We start from the raw sequence: 17166 nt of genomic DNA, 5'->3' as shown, positions 1-17166 counted from the left end.
ACAACCGCATGATTAGAGTACTGGTAGTCGAAGATTCCAAGACGGTGCAAAAGGCACTGGTGGCGGCCCTGGAGGCGGACCCGGAACTGCGCGTGGTGGCGGTGGCGGACAGCGGCGAGGAGGCGGTGCAGGCGGCCGCCACCCTGAGGCCCGACCTGATCACCATGGACATCAACCTCCCGGGTATGGACGGTTTCCAGGCCACCCGGGCCATCATGTCCAACAGCCCCACCCCGATCGTGGTGGTGACCGGGAAACTCGACCCGCGCGACTCGGACACCCTGTTCCGGGTCATGCAGGCCGGGGCCCTCATGGTGCTCGCCAAACCGGCCCCGCTGGGGAGCCCCAACCACGCCGAGTCGGTGGCCCGGCTGATACACCACCTAAAGCTCATGTCCGAGATCAAGGTGGTGCGGCGCAGCTTCCCCGAGGCCGCCAACCTGGCAGCGCTCCCCGAGGCACGCCTGGCGGTGCCGGGTCGCGTCGACCAGGTCAGGGTGGTCGGGATCGGTGCCTCCACCGGGGGGCCGCCGCTTTTGCAGCGCATCCTGAGTTCCCTGCCGCAGGACTACAACGCCGCGGTGTTGTTGGTGCAGCACATGGCGGAGGGGTTCACCGAGAACTTCGTCGCCTGGCTCCAGCACACCTCGCGCCTCCCCATCTCCCTGGCCCGCGACGGGATGCCGGTCGAGGCGGGCCAGGTGCTGGTCGCCCCGGACGGCTACCACCTGGAGATGGCACCGGGAAACCGGGTCATCCTGAGCTCCGCGCCTCCCGAGAACGGCCTGCGCCCCTCGGTGGCGGCACTCTTTCGCTCCCTGGCCCGGCACTGCGGCCGGCAGAGCGCCGGCGTCCTCTTGACCGGCATGGGGAGTGACGGCGCAAAGGAATTAAAGCTCTTGCGCCAGGCCGGCGGGATCACCATCGCCCAGAACCGGGAGAGCTCAGTGGTCTTCGGCATGCCCGGCGAGGCGATCCGCCTGGATGCCGCCTCCTACATCCTCCCCCCCGAGGGGATCATCGAACTTTTAACCAGGCTGGCGGCTGCGGCGCCCGACCTGTCGTCCAGATCGTGAGGTTACTCCACATGCACGAAGCTCATCCCGGCCAGCCCGCCCAGATCCTCGTTGTCGACGACAGCCCGACCCAGGCGAAACTCTTGGAGCAGGTCCTCCTGGCCCACGGTTTCCAGGTCTCGGTCCAGAAAAACGGTGCCGAGGCCTTGAGGCACCTGCTCGCCAATCCGGTCGACCTGCTGATCAGCGACATCCTGATGCCCGAGATGGACGGCTTCGAGCTCTGCCGCCGGGTCCGGGACGTGCCCGAATTGACGTGCCTCCCGATCATCCTGCTCACCCATCTCAACGACCCCTCCGACGTCCTGCACAGCCTCGAGGCGGGGGCGGATTACTTCATCTCCAAGCCCTACAACAACAAGCTCTTGTTGTCCCGCATCCACGCCGCGCTCTCGCGCCGGGGAGCCTGCATCCAGGAGAGTCCCGACGGCCTGGTCACCGTGGAGCACCACGGCCAGGACTACCGGATCAGCGCCCCCAAGGCGCAGATCATCGACCTCCTGCTGGCCACCTACGAGCTCGCCGCCGAGAAGAACCAGGAACTGTTAAGCGCCAAGCAGGCGCTCTCCGAGTTGAACCTGCAGCTGGAGCAGCGGGTGCGCGAGCGGACCGCCCAGCTCGAGGCGGAGACCGCCGAGAGGGTCCAGGCCGTCGAGGAGCTCCGGCGCAAGGACGAGATCCTGATGCAGCAAAGCCGCCAGGCCGCGCTGGGGGAGATGATCGGCAACATAGCGCACCAGTGGCGCCAACCGCTCAACGCCGTGGGGCTCTTGGTCCAGGACCTCTCCCTGTGCTACGAGTACGGCAACTTCGACCAGCCGTACCTGGACACCAGCACCAAGAAGATCATGAAACTGATCCGCCACATGTCCCAGACCATCGACGACTTCCGCAACTTCTTCACCCCCGAGCGCGACAAGGTCCCCTTCGACCTGAACAAGACCGTGGAGAAGACCCTGCATCTCGTCGAGGGGAGCCTCTCGGACAAGCGGATCCGGCTCCAGCTGGAGACCGAGGCGGTGCCGGAAATGAACGGCTACCCCAACGAGTTCTCCCAGGTGCTCTTAAACATCCTGAACAACGCCAAGGATGCCTTCGCCGGCCAGCAGATCGAGGACCCCAGCGTCTTCGTGAGGGTGCGCGTGGAAAAGGGGCGCCCGGTGGTGACCATCGCGGACAACGCCGGCGGCATCCCCGAGGAGATCATCGACCGGGTCTTCGAGCCCTACTTCACCACCAAGGACCAGGGAAAGGGGACCGGCATCGGTCTCTACATGTCGAAGAAGATCGTGGAAAAAACCATGAACGGCTCGCTCACGGTACGCAACACCGGGGCCGGTGCCGAGTTTAGGATCGAGGTCTGACGATGGCGCTGCGGGACCACAACGCTCCGTTTTCGCTCCTCTACGTGGAGGACGAGCAGGTCACACGGGAGACGGTCGCCTCGCTGATTGTGCGCCGCTTCCCCGAGCTCGAGTTGCACACGGCACCCGACGGCGAAACGGGGCTCGAGCTGTTCCGCCGCCTGCGCTGCGACCTGGTGGTGACCGACCTCAAGATGCCGGTCATGCACGGCATCGAGATGGCGCGCCAGATCAGGGCCGAGGATCCCGGCACCCCCATCATCGTAACCAGCGCCCACGGCGACATGGAGTACTTCATCGACTCCATCGAGATCGGCGTGAACCGCTACGTGATGAAACCGATCGACATCGAGAAGCTCTTCTCGGCCATCAAGGAGATGATCGGCCGGCTCACCCTGGAGCACGAGGTGCGCGCCCAGCAGGCTGCCATCGTCGAGCTGAACCGGAATCTGGCCGCGCACGCCGCCGAACTGGAGAGCGCGAACCGTGACCTGGAGTCCTTCAGCTTCACGGTGTCCCACGATCTGCGCACCCCGCTTACCAACATAAACGGCTACTGCCAGGTGATCCTGGAGATCTTCGGCGCCGGTCTGGATTCCAAGTGCCGGGAGTTCGTCGAGGTGATCTACGGCGAGACCATCTCGATGAGCGAGCTCATCAAGACCCTGCTCGATTTTTCCCGGCTCTCCCGCACCGAGATGAAGCGGACCCGCACCGACTTAAGCGAACTCGCCCAGGCGAGTGCCTCGACGCTCATCCTGCGCAACTCCCAGCGCCAGGTGAGCTTCCAGATCGAGCCCGGCCTCAGCGCCGAGTGCGACCGCGGCCTGATCAAGATCGTCCTCGACAACCTCATGGGGAACGCCTACAAGTACTCTGCGCTCACCGAAGAGGCCCGGATCGAGTTCGGCCAGTGCACGGTGGATGGCGACACCGCCTACTTCGTGGCCGACAACGGCACCGGGTTCGAGATGAAAGACGCCGACGAGATCTTTACCCCCTTCAAGCGGTTGCACGGCGACGGTGCCTTCCAGGGTTTCGGCATCGGGCTTGCCACCGTACAGCGCATCATCCAGCGCCACGGCGGCCGTGTCTGGGCCGAAGGGGAGCCGGACCGAGGAGCCACCTTCTACTTCACCTTGCCGGAACCATCCTGAGGCAGCCGACGCCACCCGAGGAGCTACGTACGTGAAACAGCCACCACGTAAAAATCTGCAGCGGATACTTTTGGTCGACGACGAAACCGAGATCCTGGAAAGCTGCCAGCGCTGCCTGGTGAGCAGCGGCTACCAGGACGTGATCACCGAAAACGACAGCCGGCAGGTACTCGACCTCCTCGCCCGCCAGGAAGTGACGGTCATCGTCCTGGACCTGCGCATGCCGAACCTGACCGGTCTCGACCTGCTCCCCCAGATCGTCGCCAAACATCCCGAGATTCCCATCTTGGTGGCCACCGCCAACAACGACGTGGACACCGTGGTGAACTGCATCAAGCAGGGGGCCTTCGACTACCTGGTAAAACCCATCGACGTAAAGCGCCTGATCACCGCGGTCAGGAAGGCGCTCGAGCTCTCAAGCCTCACCAGCGAACTCACCACCCTGAAGCAGTACCTGTTCACCGACCGGCTGGACCATCCCGAGACCTTCGGCTCCATCGTCACCGGCAACAAGAACATGCGTGCCATCTTCCAGTACCTCGAGGTGGTTTCCGGCACGCGCCAGCCCATCATGATCACCGGGGAGACCGGCACCGGCAAGGAGCTTATCGCACGCGCAGTCCACGAGTTAAGCGGGTCGACCGGCGAGTTCGTCGCCTTGAACGCGGCTGGCCTTGATGACAACATGTTCTCGGACACCCTGTTCGGGCACCGCAAGGGGGCCTTCACCGGCGCGGACCAGGCCCGTGACGGCCTGATCACCCGGGCCGCCGGCGGTACGCTGTTCCTGGACGAGATCGGCGACCTGAACGAGATGTCCCAGATCAAGCTCTTGAGGCTGTTGCAGGAACAGGAGTACTACCCGGTGGGGTCGGACTTCATCAAGAAGAGCGACGCCCGCATCGTCCTGGCCACCAACCGCGACCTTTTGGAGCGCATCAAGCAGGGTAAGTTCAGAAACGACCTCTACTACCGGCTCTGCGGGCACCGGGTGCACCTCCCTCCCCTGCGCGAGCGCCTGGACGACCTCCCGCTGCTCCTGGACCACTTTTTGGGGCTCGCCGCGAGCTGCCTAGGCAAGAAGAAGCCGACCCCGCCCCCCGAGCTTGCCACCCTTTTGAGTCTCTACCCCTTCCCGGGGAACGTCCGGGAACTGGAGGCAATGATCTTCGACGCCGTGCTGCGCCACCCGGGCGGCGTGCTCTCCATGGAGACCTTCCGGGCCGTGATCGGCGACGAGCGGTTGACCACGAAGCAGGAACCCCAGGAGCCAAGCGGTGCCGGTGGTGCACTGAGCGCCATCTTCGGGCACTTCCCCTCGATCGACGAGGTGGAGGAGTACATGATCCGCGAGGCGATGCGCCGCGCCAAGGGGAACCAGGGGCTCGCGGCCAAGCTCCTCGGGATGGGGCGCCAGACCCTCAACAAACGCTTGAAGGGTGACGGCAAAACGGCACAGGCCGCGGAGGAGTAAGGGGCCACCGCAGCGCCGATTGTGGCTTCACCCACCGCCCCCTCCCGTCAAGGAAGGGGGCGAGGTACCTCTCTGGATCCCCCCTCTTCACCCTCCCCCGTAAAAATCTCCCTGCCGGTTTGCAACCCGGAGCCACGTGGTATGGCTCCCCTGAATTCCCTGGAGATCACGTTGAGAAACGGAAAAAGGCATGAGAGCAGCCGGTTGGCGATCCATGCCTTTTTCTGTGACGTGCCGCGGATTTTACCATGGGGGCCGCCGTTACTCCGTGCCCTCCGTGTCTCCCTGGCAGATACGCCATTGGTTTTCGTGATGGGTGTTGATCATCCGCCAGCGCGTCCCTCCCCTTTCAAGGGGGAAGACAGGAGGGTGATGGGGATCGATCCCGTGCCTGCGTGTGCCCCCCATCCCCACTCCGACCCTCCCCTTGAAGGGGAGGGAGAAATCTTGGCGAGAGGATGATTGGCCCAAACCGTTTAGCTTTTGAAGTGCTCTGCCACGATCCCCTGCGCCAGGTCCATGGACGAGGTGAAGGCCGGAGAGATGGGGTTGAGCACGTGCAGCGCGGGACCGTCCGCCACCACCAGGAAATCCATCACCATCTGCTTGGTCTGCCAATCCACCAACTGCGGGCGGATGCCGACCTTGGTGGCAGCCACCAGGTCGGCGGGGTCGAGTTTCTGGACCAGGCGTGCGGCGTCCCGGTAGAAGAAGGAGGGGAGGTATTTCTTCGGCTCGCTGAGCGCCACGTTCCTGAACAGCGGGTTCGCCATAAAGAGCACCAGGTCCTCCCAGGCGATGGCCAGGGCCTCGCTGTCCATGCCGGCCAGGATGCCGTAGTTCTCCCGTCCGAAGGCCGGAATGGCGGTCGGCCCGAGGTAAACGTCGCCGTGCACGCTGCGGGTGAAATGCACCCCCAGGAAGGGGTTGCGGATGTCGGGAACCGGGTAGATGCTGGAGTTCACCGTGATGGGCGCTTCCTTGCGCAACAGGCGGTAGACCCCCTTGAAGGGGATGAGACGGAAGCGGTCCGCGATCCCGAAGTGCCGGGCAACCGTGTCGCAGTGGGCTCCGGAGGCGTTGATCAGCCGGTTGAAGGCGATCTCCCCCTGCCCGGTCCGGGCGACGCCGCTCCCCTTGAGTCCCTCGAAACGGCAGTCGAGCAGGATCTTCACCCGCCCGCTGGCAACGAGGTCGGCCTTCAGACTCTTCAGTACCGCCTTGGGATCGACCACCGCGGTGTAGTGCGAAAAAAGCGCCCGCTCGACGGTCCGCGCGTGGGGCTCGATCTCGGCCAACTGCCGCGCGTCGAGGATGTCGACCTTGGCGCCGTTAGCCAGCGCCCGCCGGTACAGCTCGTCGAGTACCGGCAACTCCTCGGGGGTCCTGGTGACGATCACCTTGCCGTTTTCCAAAAGCGGCAACCCCTTCTCCTTGCAGTAGGCCCGCATCAGGAAGTTGCCGTTCAGGCAGGACTTCGCCTTCAGACTGTCCGGTGCGTAGTAGATGCCGGCATGGAGTACGCCGGAGTTACGCCCCGAGGCATGACGCCCCAGTTCCGGCTCTTTTTCTATGATGACGATGTCGCCGTGGCCGGTCCGTACCAACTCCCGCGCCAAGGTGAGCCCGATAATCCCGGCTCCGACTATGAGTATTTCCGCACGTTGAAAGCTCATGGTATTCCCTCGTACACACACCGCGCACTGCGGCGCAAAGTTCAGCCAAGTATGCCTTCTCTTAGTGCTTTTGCCAACTATTGATCGCACCTTGACCGGATCGGGCACAAAACGAGAGCGTACTGGAGCAGGTAAATATTTGACTGATAAAAGAAAATTTGTTAGAAAGGCGTGAGTCAACATTAACAGGAGGTAGCACATGAACAAACTGATGGCGATTGTAGCAAGTTTGGTGTTCGTGGTAACTGCTGCTGTGGCATTCGCTCAAGGCAATGCGGAAAGTCCGTTCAAAGCTGGAGCTTCGATCTACGCCTGTGGGTGTGGAGCCGGCTGTCCCTGCGGCACCATTAGCGCCAAGGCCGGCAAGTGCGGCTGCGGCAAGAATCTCGTGAAGACCACGGTAACCAAGGTGGCCGACAACAAGGTGTACTACCAGATGAACGGCGCCGAGGTTTCGGCCCCCGCCACCGGCAAGTACGTCTGCAGCTGCGGCTGCCCGTGCAACACGGTAAGCCAGAAAGAAGGGACCTGCGCCTGCGGCAAACCGCTCAAAAAAGCCGAATAGTCCTTCCCTGTTCCTGAAAGAAAAAAGGCTATTCCCACCTCGGGGATAGCCTTTTTTCGTGTGCTTTTCTACGGTGCAGTACGGGCGTAAGCCTGGCCCGCCTGGATTCGACCGGTCAGCGGCGCCCCCCGCAGACCGGGCACCCCTGCAGGGACAACGGTTTCTCGAGCCGGCACTCCTCGAGGAGTTCCTCATCCTGAAAGATCTCGAGGGTGGGGCCGTCGGCACGTACCTCGCCGTCCTTGAGGACGATGGTCCGCTCGCACAGGTCGAGCACCATGTCGAGATCATGGCTGGTGAAGATGCGGGTGTGCCGGAACTCCTTCAAGAGGGCGATCAACTGGCGCCGCGAGTAGGGGTCGAGCCCGTTGGTCGGCTCGTCCAGCACCAGGATGTCCGGCGACATGGAAAGGACGGTGGCGATGGCGACCCGGCGTTTTTCCCCTCCCGAGAGGTGGTAGGGAGCCTTTTCCACCAGGTGGCGCGCCCCTACCCGCTCCAGCGCCTCGATCACGCAGCGGTCCAGGTCGTCGCCGGTGAGCCCCAGGTTGAGCGGACCGAAGGCGACGTCGTCGTAGACCGTGGGCATGAAGAGCTGGTCGTCGGGTTCCTGGAACACCATGCCGACGGTGCGGCGGATCTGCGGGAGCGTCCCCTTGGTAAGCGGAAAATCGCCGATCTGGATCTCGCCGGACGTGGGTACCAGGTAACCGTTCAGGTGCAGCAGCAGGGTGGACTTCCCCGCGCCGTTCGCGCCGATGATGGCGACGGACTCGCCGTGGTGGATCCGGAAGGAGACGTCGCGCAAGGCAGTGGTTCCGTCAGGATAGACGTGGCGCAGGTTCTTGACCGCTACGATGTGATGGCTCATGAAAAAAGTCCCGTAAGAAAGGCGCCGAACAACTCGGCGGGGTTGAATAGGCGCAGCAGGACGAACAGTGCCGACCAGCTGCAGAGGTAGAGGAATTCCGGCCGGCCGAAACGGTAGTGTTGACGGACCTGGAAGGCGCCGGTAAAGCCGCGGGCCAGCATCGCCATGTGGATCCGCTCGGCGCGCTGCCAGGTCTTGAGCAACAGGGACCCGATCAGGGAGCTGTAGCTCGCCATCCCCTGCCCCTTGTTGCCGAAGCTGCGCAGTTCGCGGGCCCGCGCGGCCCGCCCCCCCTCCTCGGCCAGCACGAACAGGTAGCGGTAGAGAAACAGGAGCTGCACGGCAAACACCTTCGGCATGCCAAGCTGCTCCAGCGCCCGGCAGATGGCGGGAAAGCCGGTAGTGGCCACGAGGATGAGCGCCGCGCTCACGGTGAGGAGCGCACGGACCAGGATCGAGGCGCAGGAGAGCCAGCCGCCGGAAATGGCGACGGGCCCCAGGTGCACCATTATTTCGGTATCGACGAGCGGGTTGAAGATGCCCACCACCAGCGCGAAGGGGCAGACAAGCGCTACCTTGCGGGCCAGGTAGCCGGCGGGGAGGTCGGCACAACCGATGAGCACGGCGGGAAACACAAAGAACGGCAGGAGTGCGGAAAGCTGGTAACGACCAAAGGAGATGACGCTTACCAGGAACACCAAAACGACCAGCACCTTGGCCCGCGGGTCCAACCGGTGCAGCGCGCTGCTGCCGGCGGCCAGGCGGTCCAGGCGCTGGAAATCAAGCAGCGCGGCGTCAATGGATGCCATAGACTTTGCGCAGGTTCCGTTTCTTCAGGATAAGGCCGCTCAGCACGACCAGCAGCAACACCACCAGGCTGCCGACCATCCCGGCCAGGCTCGTGCCGGAGTGTACCGGCAGAGAGTGCTCGACCTTGGCAGGAGCGGCCGGTTCCGTCTTTGAGGCACTTTTCGGGAAATCGTAGTCCGGGAAGAGCACCACCTTCCCCTGCAGGCGGGCCAGGGTCTGGTGCAGGGGACCCCGGGGCTGTAATTCGCTCCCGCCGGTGATGCGGGCAATGGCCCACTCGAGCCCGTCGGGATCTTTCGAGGCAAAGGCGGAGACCACCCCGCCGGTCGCAACGGCGAGCAGCAGGAAGCCGACAAGTACGCGGCGCAGCGACCAGGTGGCGAACGACGCTGCAGCGGCCGGTTCGAGCAGCTCGGGGCGTGCCTTTCTGACGAACGAGACGATGGCGGAGGTAACCACCCCTTCGACGAGGCCGATGGCCAGGTGAATCGGCAGCATGAGGAGAAGGAAGGTTTCGAAGGGGAGCTCGGCGATGCCGGAGGCGACCGTCTCCAACACCACGGCAAGGGGACCCAGCTGCAGCCCGATCATCGCGCAAAATACGGTGACCCAGGTCTCGCGGCTTCGGCTGGGTCGGGTACCCATGAGGTTACGGTACACCAGGGGGTAGACGACGAAAGCCGGGAAGAAGCCCATGTTGAAGATGTTACACCCCAGGGCGAGCAGCCCGCCGTCGGCGAAAAAGAGGGCCTGGACCAGCAAGACCGAGGCGATGGTGAGGAAGGCGGCGTGGGGACCGAGCAGGATGGCGAGCAGCAATCCGCCACCAAGGTGACCGCTCGATCCGGTGCCCGGAATGGAGAAGTTGATCATCTGCGCGGCAAACAGGAAAGCGCCGAGGACTCCCATGAGGGGGACCTTGCGGTCGTCGAGATCGCGCTTGACTTTGGCGGAACAGTAGGCGATGGTACCCGCCGATGCCGCCCACATCGTGCCTCCGACTGCCGGCGATAACAAGGCGTCCGCCATGTGCATATGCTTTCCTCCCTCTCACGTTCCAGACGCCAGCTGCGGCGTAGCACGAAAAAATAATTCGTGCTACCGAACCAATACAAGATGATCCCCGCAGTGTCAAGTTGCTTTTATTTCATTTGTGTATACAGCACTTTCCGATGATCCAGCAGGGGCATTCCCGCGCCGTCCCCCTGGCAGCTGAGCCCCACAACCCATTAGAATCCTTGACATAGAAATTTCACAATGTATTATGCGGGCAACTCTTGAGAGGCTAGAGGTGCCGCACCATGGAACAGAGCAAGCATCTCCTCGACGAGCAGTTCCTGATGTTCGAATCCGCCTGTCGGCAGGCAGGTCTGCGCCTTACCCACCAGCGCCTGGAAGTCTACCGCGAGCTGGCCTGTGCCGAAGATCATCCCTCTGCGGAAACCCTGCACCAGCGCCTGCGCCGTACCATCCCCACCCTTTCCCTCGACACGGTGTACCGTACCCTGGCGACCCTCGCCTGCCACGGACTGATCAACAAGGTGGACACGGTTGAGAGTCAGGCCCGCTTCGAGGCCACCCAGCACCAGCACCACCACCTCATCTGCAGCAAGTGCAAGCGGATCGTCGACTTCGACTGGCATTCCATCGATGCGCTCCCCCTGCCGCTCAAGGCCCAGCAGTGGGGCCGCATCGAGGCCAAAAACGTGGTGGTCTACGGCGTCTGCAGCGGCTGCCAGTAATCCTTCCCCTCCCTTCTGTCCTAATAAGGCTGCACCGACCGCGTCGCTCCCCTTCTACGACACCTCTCCGGGTACCAGCAACCTGCGCCCCCTCCCCCACCAAGAGCCGGTAGCGATCTATCGTCTTGCCTAGAACCAAAGGGTAGACTTGACAACTAAATAAAAATCATTTCTATTTAAGCGAGAGATATTCCATCTTGGATCGCCACCCGATCCCGTCTGCGTCGAACCTGAGCTAACGGAGCCTGCCATGAAACGAGCGTTACTGGGGACTTTCCTCATGCTGATGATACTTCCCGTCCTTGCCTGCCAGAAAAAGGAGGGGAGCCCGACCACGACGGAACCTGCTCGGGGAGCCCGCCTCAGCGTGGTGACCACCCTCTACCCGCTGTACGATTTCACCCGCGCGGTTGCCGGGGACAAGGCGGAGGTGAGGCTTCTGTTGCCGCCGGGGATCGAGCCGCACAGTTTCGAACCCAAGCCCGAGGACATGGTGCGGGTCAGCAAGGCCGACGTCGTGGTCTACACCAACGAGGCGATGGAGCCGTGGGCGGTGAAGATGTTAAAATCCCTCACCAGCAAACCGGTGGTGGTGGATGCCAGCAAGGGTGTGGAGCTGAAACCGGCCGTGCCCGTGGCCGACCAGGAGCAGGAACACCAGCACCAGGGGGGGAAGGATCCCCACATCTGGCTCGATTTCGGCAACGCCCAGATTATGGTGCAGAACATCGCTGACGGACTGAGCAGCAAGGACCCGGCGAACCGCTCCTTCTACCAGGCGAATGCCCAGGCCTACCAGCAGGAGCTGAAGAAGCTGGACGATGAGTACCGCCAAGGCCTCAGCCACTGCCAGAAACGGGAATTCCTGCACGGCGGGCACTACGCCTTCGCCTACCTGGCCAGGCGCTACGATCTCAAGTACCTGTCGGCCCAGGCCGTGAATCCCGACGCCGAACCCACCCCCGCGCGGATCGCCGCCCTGGTCAAGGAGATGCGCGCTAACGGCCTCAAGTACATCTTCTGCGAAGAGCTCCTCTCTCCGGCTACTGCAGAGATGATCGCCCGCGAAACCGGGGCCCAGGTACTCCTGCTGAATGGCGCTCACAACATAAGCAGGGAGGACTTCGACAAGAAGGTGCGTTTCCTCGAGCTGATGCGGGAAAACCTCGTCAACCTGCGCCGCGGCCTGCAGTGCAGCTGACAGGTACTGCACTCATCAAGGTCTACAGCCACCTGCTTCTCCTGCCATCACCTACCAGCGTCCCTGCCAGAACCTTGGCAGGGATTCTCACTTTTTCGCACCCATTTCAACAGAACTTTCAAGGAGCCACAGTCTCTGCAACCTCGTGACATTGCATAGATAGTGGCGTTTCACTATCCGGGCCTGCAAGTTGCAGCAGGAGCTCAGACAACAAGTACACCTCCTGACAGCAAAAAGCGGCACTCATTCAGAGACGCTCTTTGGGCTGTCAGTTTTCGAGGTACCTGATATGGCACGGATTACCACGTTGATAGTGGCCGCACTGCTGTACCAGGCGATAGCGGCCCCGGTTGCAAAGAGCATAGAGGTGGGTGAACCGGTCCCCGAGTTCGGCTTGCGGACCCTGGATGGTGAGGTGATCTCCCGCACCAGCCTTGCGGGACACCCCCTGCTGATATTTTTCTGGAACACCCGGAGCAGCAACGCCCGAAAGGCCCTCCCCCTTTTGAACCACATGGCCGAAAAACTTGGCCAAAAGGGGATCACGGTGCTCGCCATCAACACCGGTCAGCAGGAGAGCGAGGAGCGCGCGCGGTCGTTCTGGAAACAGCACCACTTCCTCTTCGCCGCCGGGTACGACCGCTACCTGGACCTCCGGGAGGCCTTCGGCATCCGCCAGACCCCGACCGTCATGCTGGTCGACGCCTGGGGGATCGTGCGCTACAAGAGCCCGATACTCCCCAACGACCTCGAGTCGCGCATGAGGGAGCTCTACGAGCGGTAAGTCCGGGCGCCTTCCCAGGGCACCTTTTCTGGACCTGCTCCGGCCGGGCTGACATAATCCCTGCGCCTGGTGCAACCTGCCCGTCATCCCCTCCCCTTTTTAAGCTTTGATCCCACCGTTGTCGCCCTACGTTCTCTATCTCGAGAGAATTTGCGCAGCGCTCATTGATAATTTCTCCTGTCCGTGATACATAGTAGAGGACGTTAACCCAGGAGATGACATGAAACGCTTTTTCTTGCTGCTGTCACTTGCCGCGATGTTCTGCGCCCTCACCGCCTTTGCCCAAAGCGAAGTAGAAGCCCCCAAATCCTGCAAACAGTGTGGCATGGACCGGACCATGTTCGCCCACAGCCGGATGCTCGTCGTCTACGCTGACGGTTCCCAAGCCGGGACCTGCAGCCTGCACTGCGCGACCCGCGAACTGCGCGAACATCCCGACAAGAAGGTGGCCGCCCTCAAGGTTGCCGACTACGACAGCCGTGCCCTCATCGACGCGCCTGGTGCTACCTGGGTGATCGGCGGCGAGAAAAGCGGGGTGATGACCGACGAGGCCAAGTGGGCCTTTGCCGGCAAAGAAGCCGCTCAGTCCTTTGTAAAGGCCAGCGGCGGCAGGGTTGCCGGGTTCCAGCAGGCCTGGGACCTGGCGGTCAAAGAGCAGGATTGATCACAGCTTTAAGGGGGAGACCCGATGCGAGCACTGCCAAGCACCACCCTCAACCGTTTAGGCCGCCTCGCGCTGGCTCCCTTTTGCGCGCTCCTGCTTATGGCCGGCACGTCGGGGGCCGCCTCCAAAGCTGCGAGTAGTGCCCCCCCAAAAGAAGCCAAGTGCCCGGTCTGCGGGATGTTCGTCGCCAAGTACCCGAACTGGGCTGCCAGTGCCAGCTACCGCGACGGGAGCGTTACCTACTTCGACGGCCCCAAGGACCTCTTCGCCTACTACCTGAATCCCAAGAAATTCGACCCCGCCAAAAAGCGCAGCGACATCGTGAGCCTCCAGGTCAAAGACTATTATTCCCTTGCCAGCATCGACGCCACGAAGGCATACTTCGTCACCGGGAGCAAGGTACTCGGCCCGATGGGGAAGGAGCTGGTCCCCTTTGCCCGCCAGGCCGATGCCGCGGGGTTTAGCAGCGACCACCAGGGACGCCGGGTGCTACGTTTCCCCGAGGTCACCCTTGAGCTTTTGAAGACCTTGGAATAGTGTGATTATTTTCGCCCCTTGGCGGGCGCGGTGAGCCATGGTGACCCTGCGCAAATCTACCCAGTTTTTCCTGCTGATCGCCCTGAACCTCCTGGTTTTGGCCGCCCTGGTGCTGCACGCCGAGGTGCGTTCTCGGGAGCCTGCGGCCCGGCGCAGCGCGAGCCGCATCCTGGTGCGCCAGCTCAAACTGAGCGACCTCTGCCTCTTCACCGAGGCGCGCTACACCCGGCACCCCGCCATGGCGGACCGTCACGCCCCCTTCCAGGACCACCCGCTGGCCCTGGAGCACTTCCCGTCCGGCAGCCTGGTGACCCCGCCAGCCCTGCGTCGCGAGGCCAAATGACCCCCTCCCTGCAACGCCATCTGAACATCCTGGACTTCGCGCTCTCTTCGCTTTGGCGTCGCAAGGGGAAGAACCTCTCGCTTCTCGCGGTCTACACCCTGATCATCTTCATCATCGCCTCCATCGTCTTCTTCACCCAGGCGCTCAAGAGGGAGGCCGGGCTGGTGCTCCAGGACGCCCCCGACCTGGTGGTGCAGCGCATGGTCGCCGGCCGCCACGACCCGATCCCGGTCTCCTATGCGACGGCAATCGCCGCCATCCGCGGGGTGAGCGAGGTAACCCCGCGCTACTGGGGCTACTACTACGACCCGGTGACCGGCGCCAACTTCACCCTGGTAGCCGCGGACGACCCGCAGCTCAAGCCCGAGGCGATCGCCATCGGTTCCGGCGTGGCCCGCACCAGCCGGATCAGTATCGGCGACTTCCTCCCGCTTAAGGACCTCAAGGGTTCCCCGGTGCTCTTCTCGGTGCAGAAGATCTTCCCGAGCGCCTCGGAACTGGTGGCCGCCGACCTGATCCAGCTGCGCCAGGAAGACTTCCTGAGGCTCTTCGACTTTCCGTCCGGGCGCGCCACCGACCTCGCCGTGAGCGCCGGCAACCCTGCCGAGCTCGAGACCATCGCGGCCAAGATCGTGCACGATTTCCCGGACACCCGCCCCATTTTGAAGAGCGAGATGCTGAGAACCTACGACTCGGTCTTCGACTGGCGCTCGGGGCTCGTCCTGGTAGTGCTGGCCGTCGCCGTGCTCTCCTTCATCATCTTCGCCTGGGACAAGGCGACCGGGCTCTCCGCCGAGGAGAAGAAGGAAATCGGCATCCTGAAGTCGATCGGCTGGGAGACCACCGACGTCCTTCTGCTCAAGTCCTTTGAGGGGATCGTCATCTCCCTGAGCGCCTTTCTGGCCGGGGTGAGCCTTGGCTACCTGCACGTCTTCTTTTTTTCCGTTTCGCTCTTCGAGCACGCCCTGAAAGGGTGGAGCGTCCTCTACCCTGAGTTCAAACTGACGCCGGTGATCGATCCCTACCTGATCTGCCTGCTCTTTCTTTTGAGCGTCGGTCCCTACATCGCCGCCACGGTGGTTCCCTCCTGGCTCGCCGCGACGGTAGATCCCGATGCCGCCATGAGGTCCTGACGTGATCGAAGTCATCGAGGTCTCAAAATCGTTCAACGTGGGGAAGGTGAACCAGTTCGACGCGGTGAGCCGGGTCAGCTGCCGGATCATGCCCGGTGAACTCACCATCCTGAAGGGGCCCTCGGGTTCCGGGAAGACCACCCTGATGACCCTGATCGGGTGCATGGCCCGCCCCAGCTCCGGGCGCATCGTGCTCTCGGGAATCGGAGCCGGGTCACTGTTCGGCCAGGACCCGGACGCGGCCATCGAGATCACGAGCCTCCCGGAACGCTTCCTGACCGGCATCCGGCGCAGCGCGTTCGGGTTCATCTTCCAGCAGTTCAACCTGGTACGCGGCATCAGCGTCCTGGAAAACGTGATGCTCCCCGCCTACCCCACCGGTGTGAACCACAAGGTCCTCAGGGAGCGCGCCCTTACGCTTTTGGAGACCTTCAACATCGCCCGCCATGCCCAGGCGCAGGTGGGTCTTCTTTCCGGTGGGGAGATGCAGCGCGTGGCCATCGCGCGTGCCCTCATCAACGACCCGTCGGTGATCATCGCCGACGAGCCGACCGCCCACCTCGACTCCCGGCTTTCGCGCGAGTTCATGGCGCTCGTGGAGGGGTTCAAGAAGGGCGGCAAGACGGTCCTCATCGCAAGCCACGACCCCATCGTCTACGACTCGTCCCTTGCCGACCAGGTGGTCGAGATGCGCGACGGTGCCCTGGTTGACGGGTCGCTCCCATGATCATGCACCCGGGCGTCCTTGCCCTGATCACCGGTTCCCTCCTGACCTCGGCCATGATCCTCTATGCCGGGTGGTACGGGGTTCGCATCCTGCGCAACTGGGACCTCTCCAGCGGCAGCGAGCTGCAGCTCGCCCTGGAGAAGCGCACCTACCTTATCTCGACGCTCTTGAGCTACGCCCTCGGGTTCGAGCTGGTCTCACTGTTTCTCTTCGTGTTCACCGCCGACCGGCTGCACCTGCTCTTCTCCGGCGCCATGTGCGCGGCCGGGACCCTGAACGCCAACGGCTTCGGCTATCCCCTCTTGATCCTGAAGCTGGTGAACTTCCTTTTCGCCGGGATCTGGCTCATCGTGAACCACGCCGACAACCAGGGGTACGACTACCCGCTGATCCGCTTCAAGTACCTGTTGCTGGTCCCCCTGGTCCCCTGGTCTTTGCTCGAGTTCAGCTACCTCTTCGCCTACTTCTCCGGCCTGCACGCCGACGTGATCACCTCGTGCTGCGGCAGCCTGTTCAGCCTGGAGCGCCCGGGGATCGCGGGCGACCTGGTCTCCCTCCCGGTTAAACCCATGCGCCTGGCCTTTTTCGGCACCCTTGGGGCTACCCTGGCAAGCGGCCTGTTCAGCTGGCGCAGCGGCAAGGGGTTCTACCCCTTCTCGATCCTAAGCCTTGCCACCCTCCTGGTAAGCCTCGCCTCCCTGGTCTCCTTCCTCTGCCTCTACATCTACCAGCTCCCCAGCCACCACTGCCCGTTTTGCATCCTGCAGGGGGAGTATCACTACCTTGGCTACCCGATCTACGCGACCCTCCTGGGGGGCGGGCTGGCCGGCATGGGGACCGGGTTTTTGCACCCCTGGCGCCGGCGCGGCAGCCTCCAGCTGGTCATTCCCAAGCTGCAGCGCCGCCTTGCCGGGGTGGCAATCTCCCTGTTCGCGCTTTTTCTGGTCATCGCGGCCTACCAGATGGTCTTTTCCCCGTTTCGTCTGGGAGAATAATTTCCCTCGCAACCCGCTAGATCCCTTCCCTTTTTCGACAAACAGTG

Annotated in this window: 18 protein-coding genes; 14 read left to right on the top strand and 4 right to left on the bottom strand. The window is 63.0% G+C overall.

All coding sequences use genetic code 11. The features are described 5' to 3' along the window. The first annotated feature begins 8 nt into the window (after nt 1-8). The 4 genes from cheB to H7688_RS16920 are packed head-to-tail and all read left to right on the top strand — an operon-like array spanning nt 9 to nt 5071. Entirely contained in the window at nt 9-1076 is a 1068-nt protein-coding gene (gene cheB, locus H7688_RS16935) for a chemotaxis protein CheB (RefSeq protein WP_183362386.1), read from the top strand. Between the two features lie 11 nt (nt 1077-1087). Then, complete coding sequence (locus H7688_RS16930) at nt 1088-2440, top strand: hybrid sensor histidine kinase/response regulator (protein ID WP_183362385.1); 1353 nt, start codon at nt 1088-1090, stop codon at nt 2438-2440. 2 nt (nt 2441-2442) lie between these two features. Beyond that, nucleotides 2443-3597 (top strand): sensor histidine kinase, encoded by a 1155-nt coding sequence (locus H7688_RS16925; RefSeq protein ID WP_183362384.1) that lies wholly within the window; start codon nt 2443-2445, stop codon nt 3595-3597. Between the two features lie 31 nt (nt 3598-3628). Continuing rightward, nucleotides 3629-5071 carry a sigma-54-dependent transcriptional regulator gene (locus H7688_RS16920; protein WP_183362383.1) on the top strand — a complete coding sequence of 481 codons (1443 nt, stop codon included), beginning with the start codon at nt 3629-3631 and terminating at the stop codon, nt 5069-5071. Between the two features lie 476 nt (nt 5072-5547). Here H7688_RS16920 and lhgD read toward each other — a convergent pair whose 3' ends face one another. Beyond that, on the bottom strand, nt 5548-6747 hold the full coding sequence (lhgD, locus tag H7688_RS16915) for an L-2-hydroxyglutarate dehydrogenase (RefSeq protein ID WP_183362382.1): 1200 nt from the start codon (nt 6745-6747) through the stop codon (nt 5548-5550). A gap of 199 nt (nt 6748-6946) precedes the next feature. Between lhgD and H7688_RS16910 the strand changes: the two genes are divergently transcribed. Beyond that, a complete protein-coding gene (locus H7688_RS16910) occupies nt 6947-7312 on the top strand; it encodes a hypothetical protein (protein ID WP_183362381.1) in 366 nt (121 codons plus the stop codon). A gap of 115 nt (nt 7313-7427) precedes the next feature. Here H7688_RS16910 and H7688_RS16905 read toward each other — a convergent pair whose 3' ends face one another. Genes H7688_RS16905 through H7688_RS16895 form a run of 3 tightly spaced genes read right to left on the bottom strand, consistent with a single transcriptional unit; the run spans nt 7428 to nt 10028 of the window. Further along, a complete protein-coding gene (locus H7688_RS16905) occupies nt 7428-8183 on the bottom strand; it encodes an energy-coupling factor ABC transporter ATP-binding protein (RefSeq protein ID WP_183362380.1) in 756 nt (251 codons plus the stop codon). Beyond that, nucleotides 8180-8992, bottom strand: coding sequence for a cobalt ECF transporter T component CbiQ (gene cbiQ / locus H7688_RS16900; protein ID WP_183362379.1), 813 nt, complete (start codon nt 8990-8992; stop codon nt 8180-8182). The genes H7688_RS16905 and cbiQ overlap by 4 nt, the downstream gene beginning before the upstream one ends. Then, on the bottom strand, nt 8979-10028 hold the full coding sequence (locus tag H7688_RS16895) for an energy-coupling factor ABC transporter permease (protein WP_183362378.1): 1050 nt from the start codon (nt 10026-10028) through the stop codon (nt 8979-8981). Before H7688_RS16895 ends, cbiQ begins: the two co-directional genes overlap by 14 nt. A gap of 266 nt (nt 10029-10294) precedes the next feature. Here H7688_RS16895 and H7688_RS16890 point away from each other — a divergent pair, with 266 nt between their 5' ends. The 9 genes from H7688_RS16890 to H7688_RS16850 all read left to right on the top strand — a co-directional run bounded on the left by H7688_RS16890 (nt 10295) and on the right by H7688_RS16850 (nt 17119). Beyond that, on the top strand, nt 10295-10735 hold the full coding sequence (locus H7688_RS16890) for a Fur family transcriptional regulator (protein WP_183362377.1): 441 nt from the start codon (nt 10295-10297) through the stop codon (nt 10733-10735). A 250-nt stretch (nt 10736-10985) separates the two neighbouring features. Then, nucleotides 10986-11936 (top strand): metal ABC transporter substrate-binding protein, encoded by a 951-nt coding sequence (locus H7688_RS16885; RefSeq protein ID WP_183362376.1) that lies wholly within the window; start codon nt 10986-10988, stop codon nt 11934-11936. A 289-nt stretch (nt 11937-12225) separates the two neighbouring features. Next, nucleotides 12226-12720: a TlpA family protein disulfide reductase gene (locus H7688_RS16880; protein ID WP_183362375.1), complete on the top strand. Its 495-nt coding sequence runs from the start codon at nt 12226-12228 to the stop codon at nt 12718-12720. Between the two features lie 220 nt (nt 12721-12940). Continuing rightward, nucleotides 12941-13384 (top strand): nitrous oxide reductase accessory protein NosL, encoded by a 444-nt coding sequence (locus H7688_RS16875; RefSeq protein WP_183362374.1) that lies wholly within the window; start codon nt 12941-12943, stop codon nt 13382-13384. Between the two features lie 24 nt (nt 13385-13408). Further along, on the top strand, nt 13409-13921 hold the full coding sequence (locus tag H7688_RS16870; RefSeq protein ID WP_246329856.1) for a nitrous oxide reductase accessory protein NosL: 513 nt from the start codon (nt 13409-13411) through the stop codon (nt 13919-13921). Nucleotides 13922-13958: 37 nt separating this feature from the next. Beyond that, the gene (locus H7688_RS16865; RefSeq protein ID WP_246329855.1) at nt 13959-14264 is read left to right on the top strand and encodes a hypothetical protein; all 306 of its coding nucleotides are present in this window, start codon (nt 13959-13961) and stop codon (nt 14262-14264) included. Next, on the top strand, nt 14261-15397 hold the full coding sequence (locus H7688_RS16860) for an ABC transporter permease (protein ID WP_183362373.1): 1137 nt from the start codon (nt 14261-14263) through the stop codon (nt 15395-15397). The genes H7688_RS16865 and H7688_RS16860 overlap by 4 nt, the downstream gene beginning before the upstream one ends. A 1-nt stretch (nt 15398) precedes the next feature. Next, nucleotides 15399-16124 carry an ABC transporter ATP-binding protein gene (locus tag H7688_RS16855; RefSeq protein ID WP_183362372.1) on the top strand — a complete coding sequence of 242 codons (726 nt, stop codon included), beginning with the start codon at nt 15399-15401 and terminating at the stop codon, nt 16122-16124. Then, nucleotides 16121-17119, top strand: coding sequence for a hypothetical protein (locus tag H7688_RS16850; RefSeq protein ID WP_183362371.1), 999 nt, complete (start codon nt 16121-16123; stop codon nt 17117-17119). Before H7688_RS16855 ends, H7688_RS16850 begins: the two co-directional genes overlap by 4 nt. The last annotated feature ends 47 nt before the right edge of the window (nt 17120-17166 follow it).

The sequence above is a fragment of the Geomonas limicola genome (assembly GCF_014193675.1).
Taxonomy (GTDB): Bacteria; Desulfobacterota; Desulfuromonadia; order Geobacterales; family Geobacteraceae; genus Geomonas; species Geomonas limicola.
This window is presented reverse-complemented; position numbering and strand designations above follow the sequence as displayed.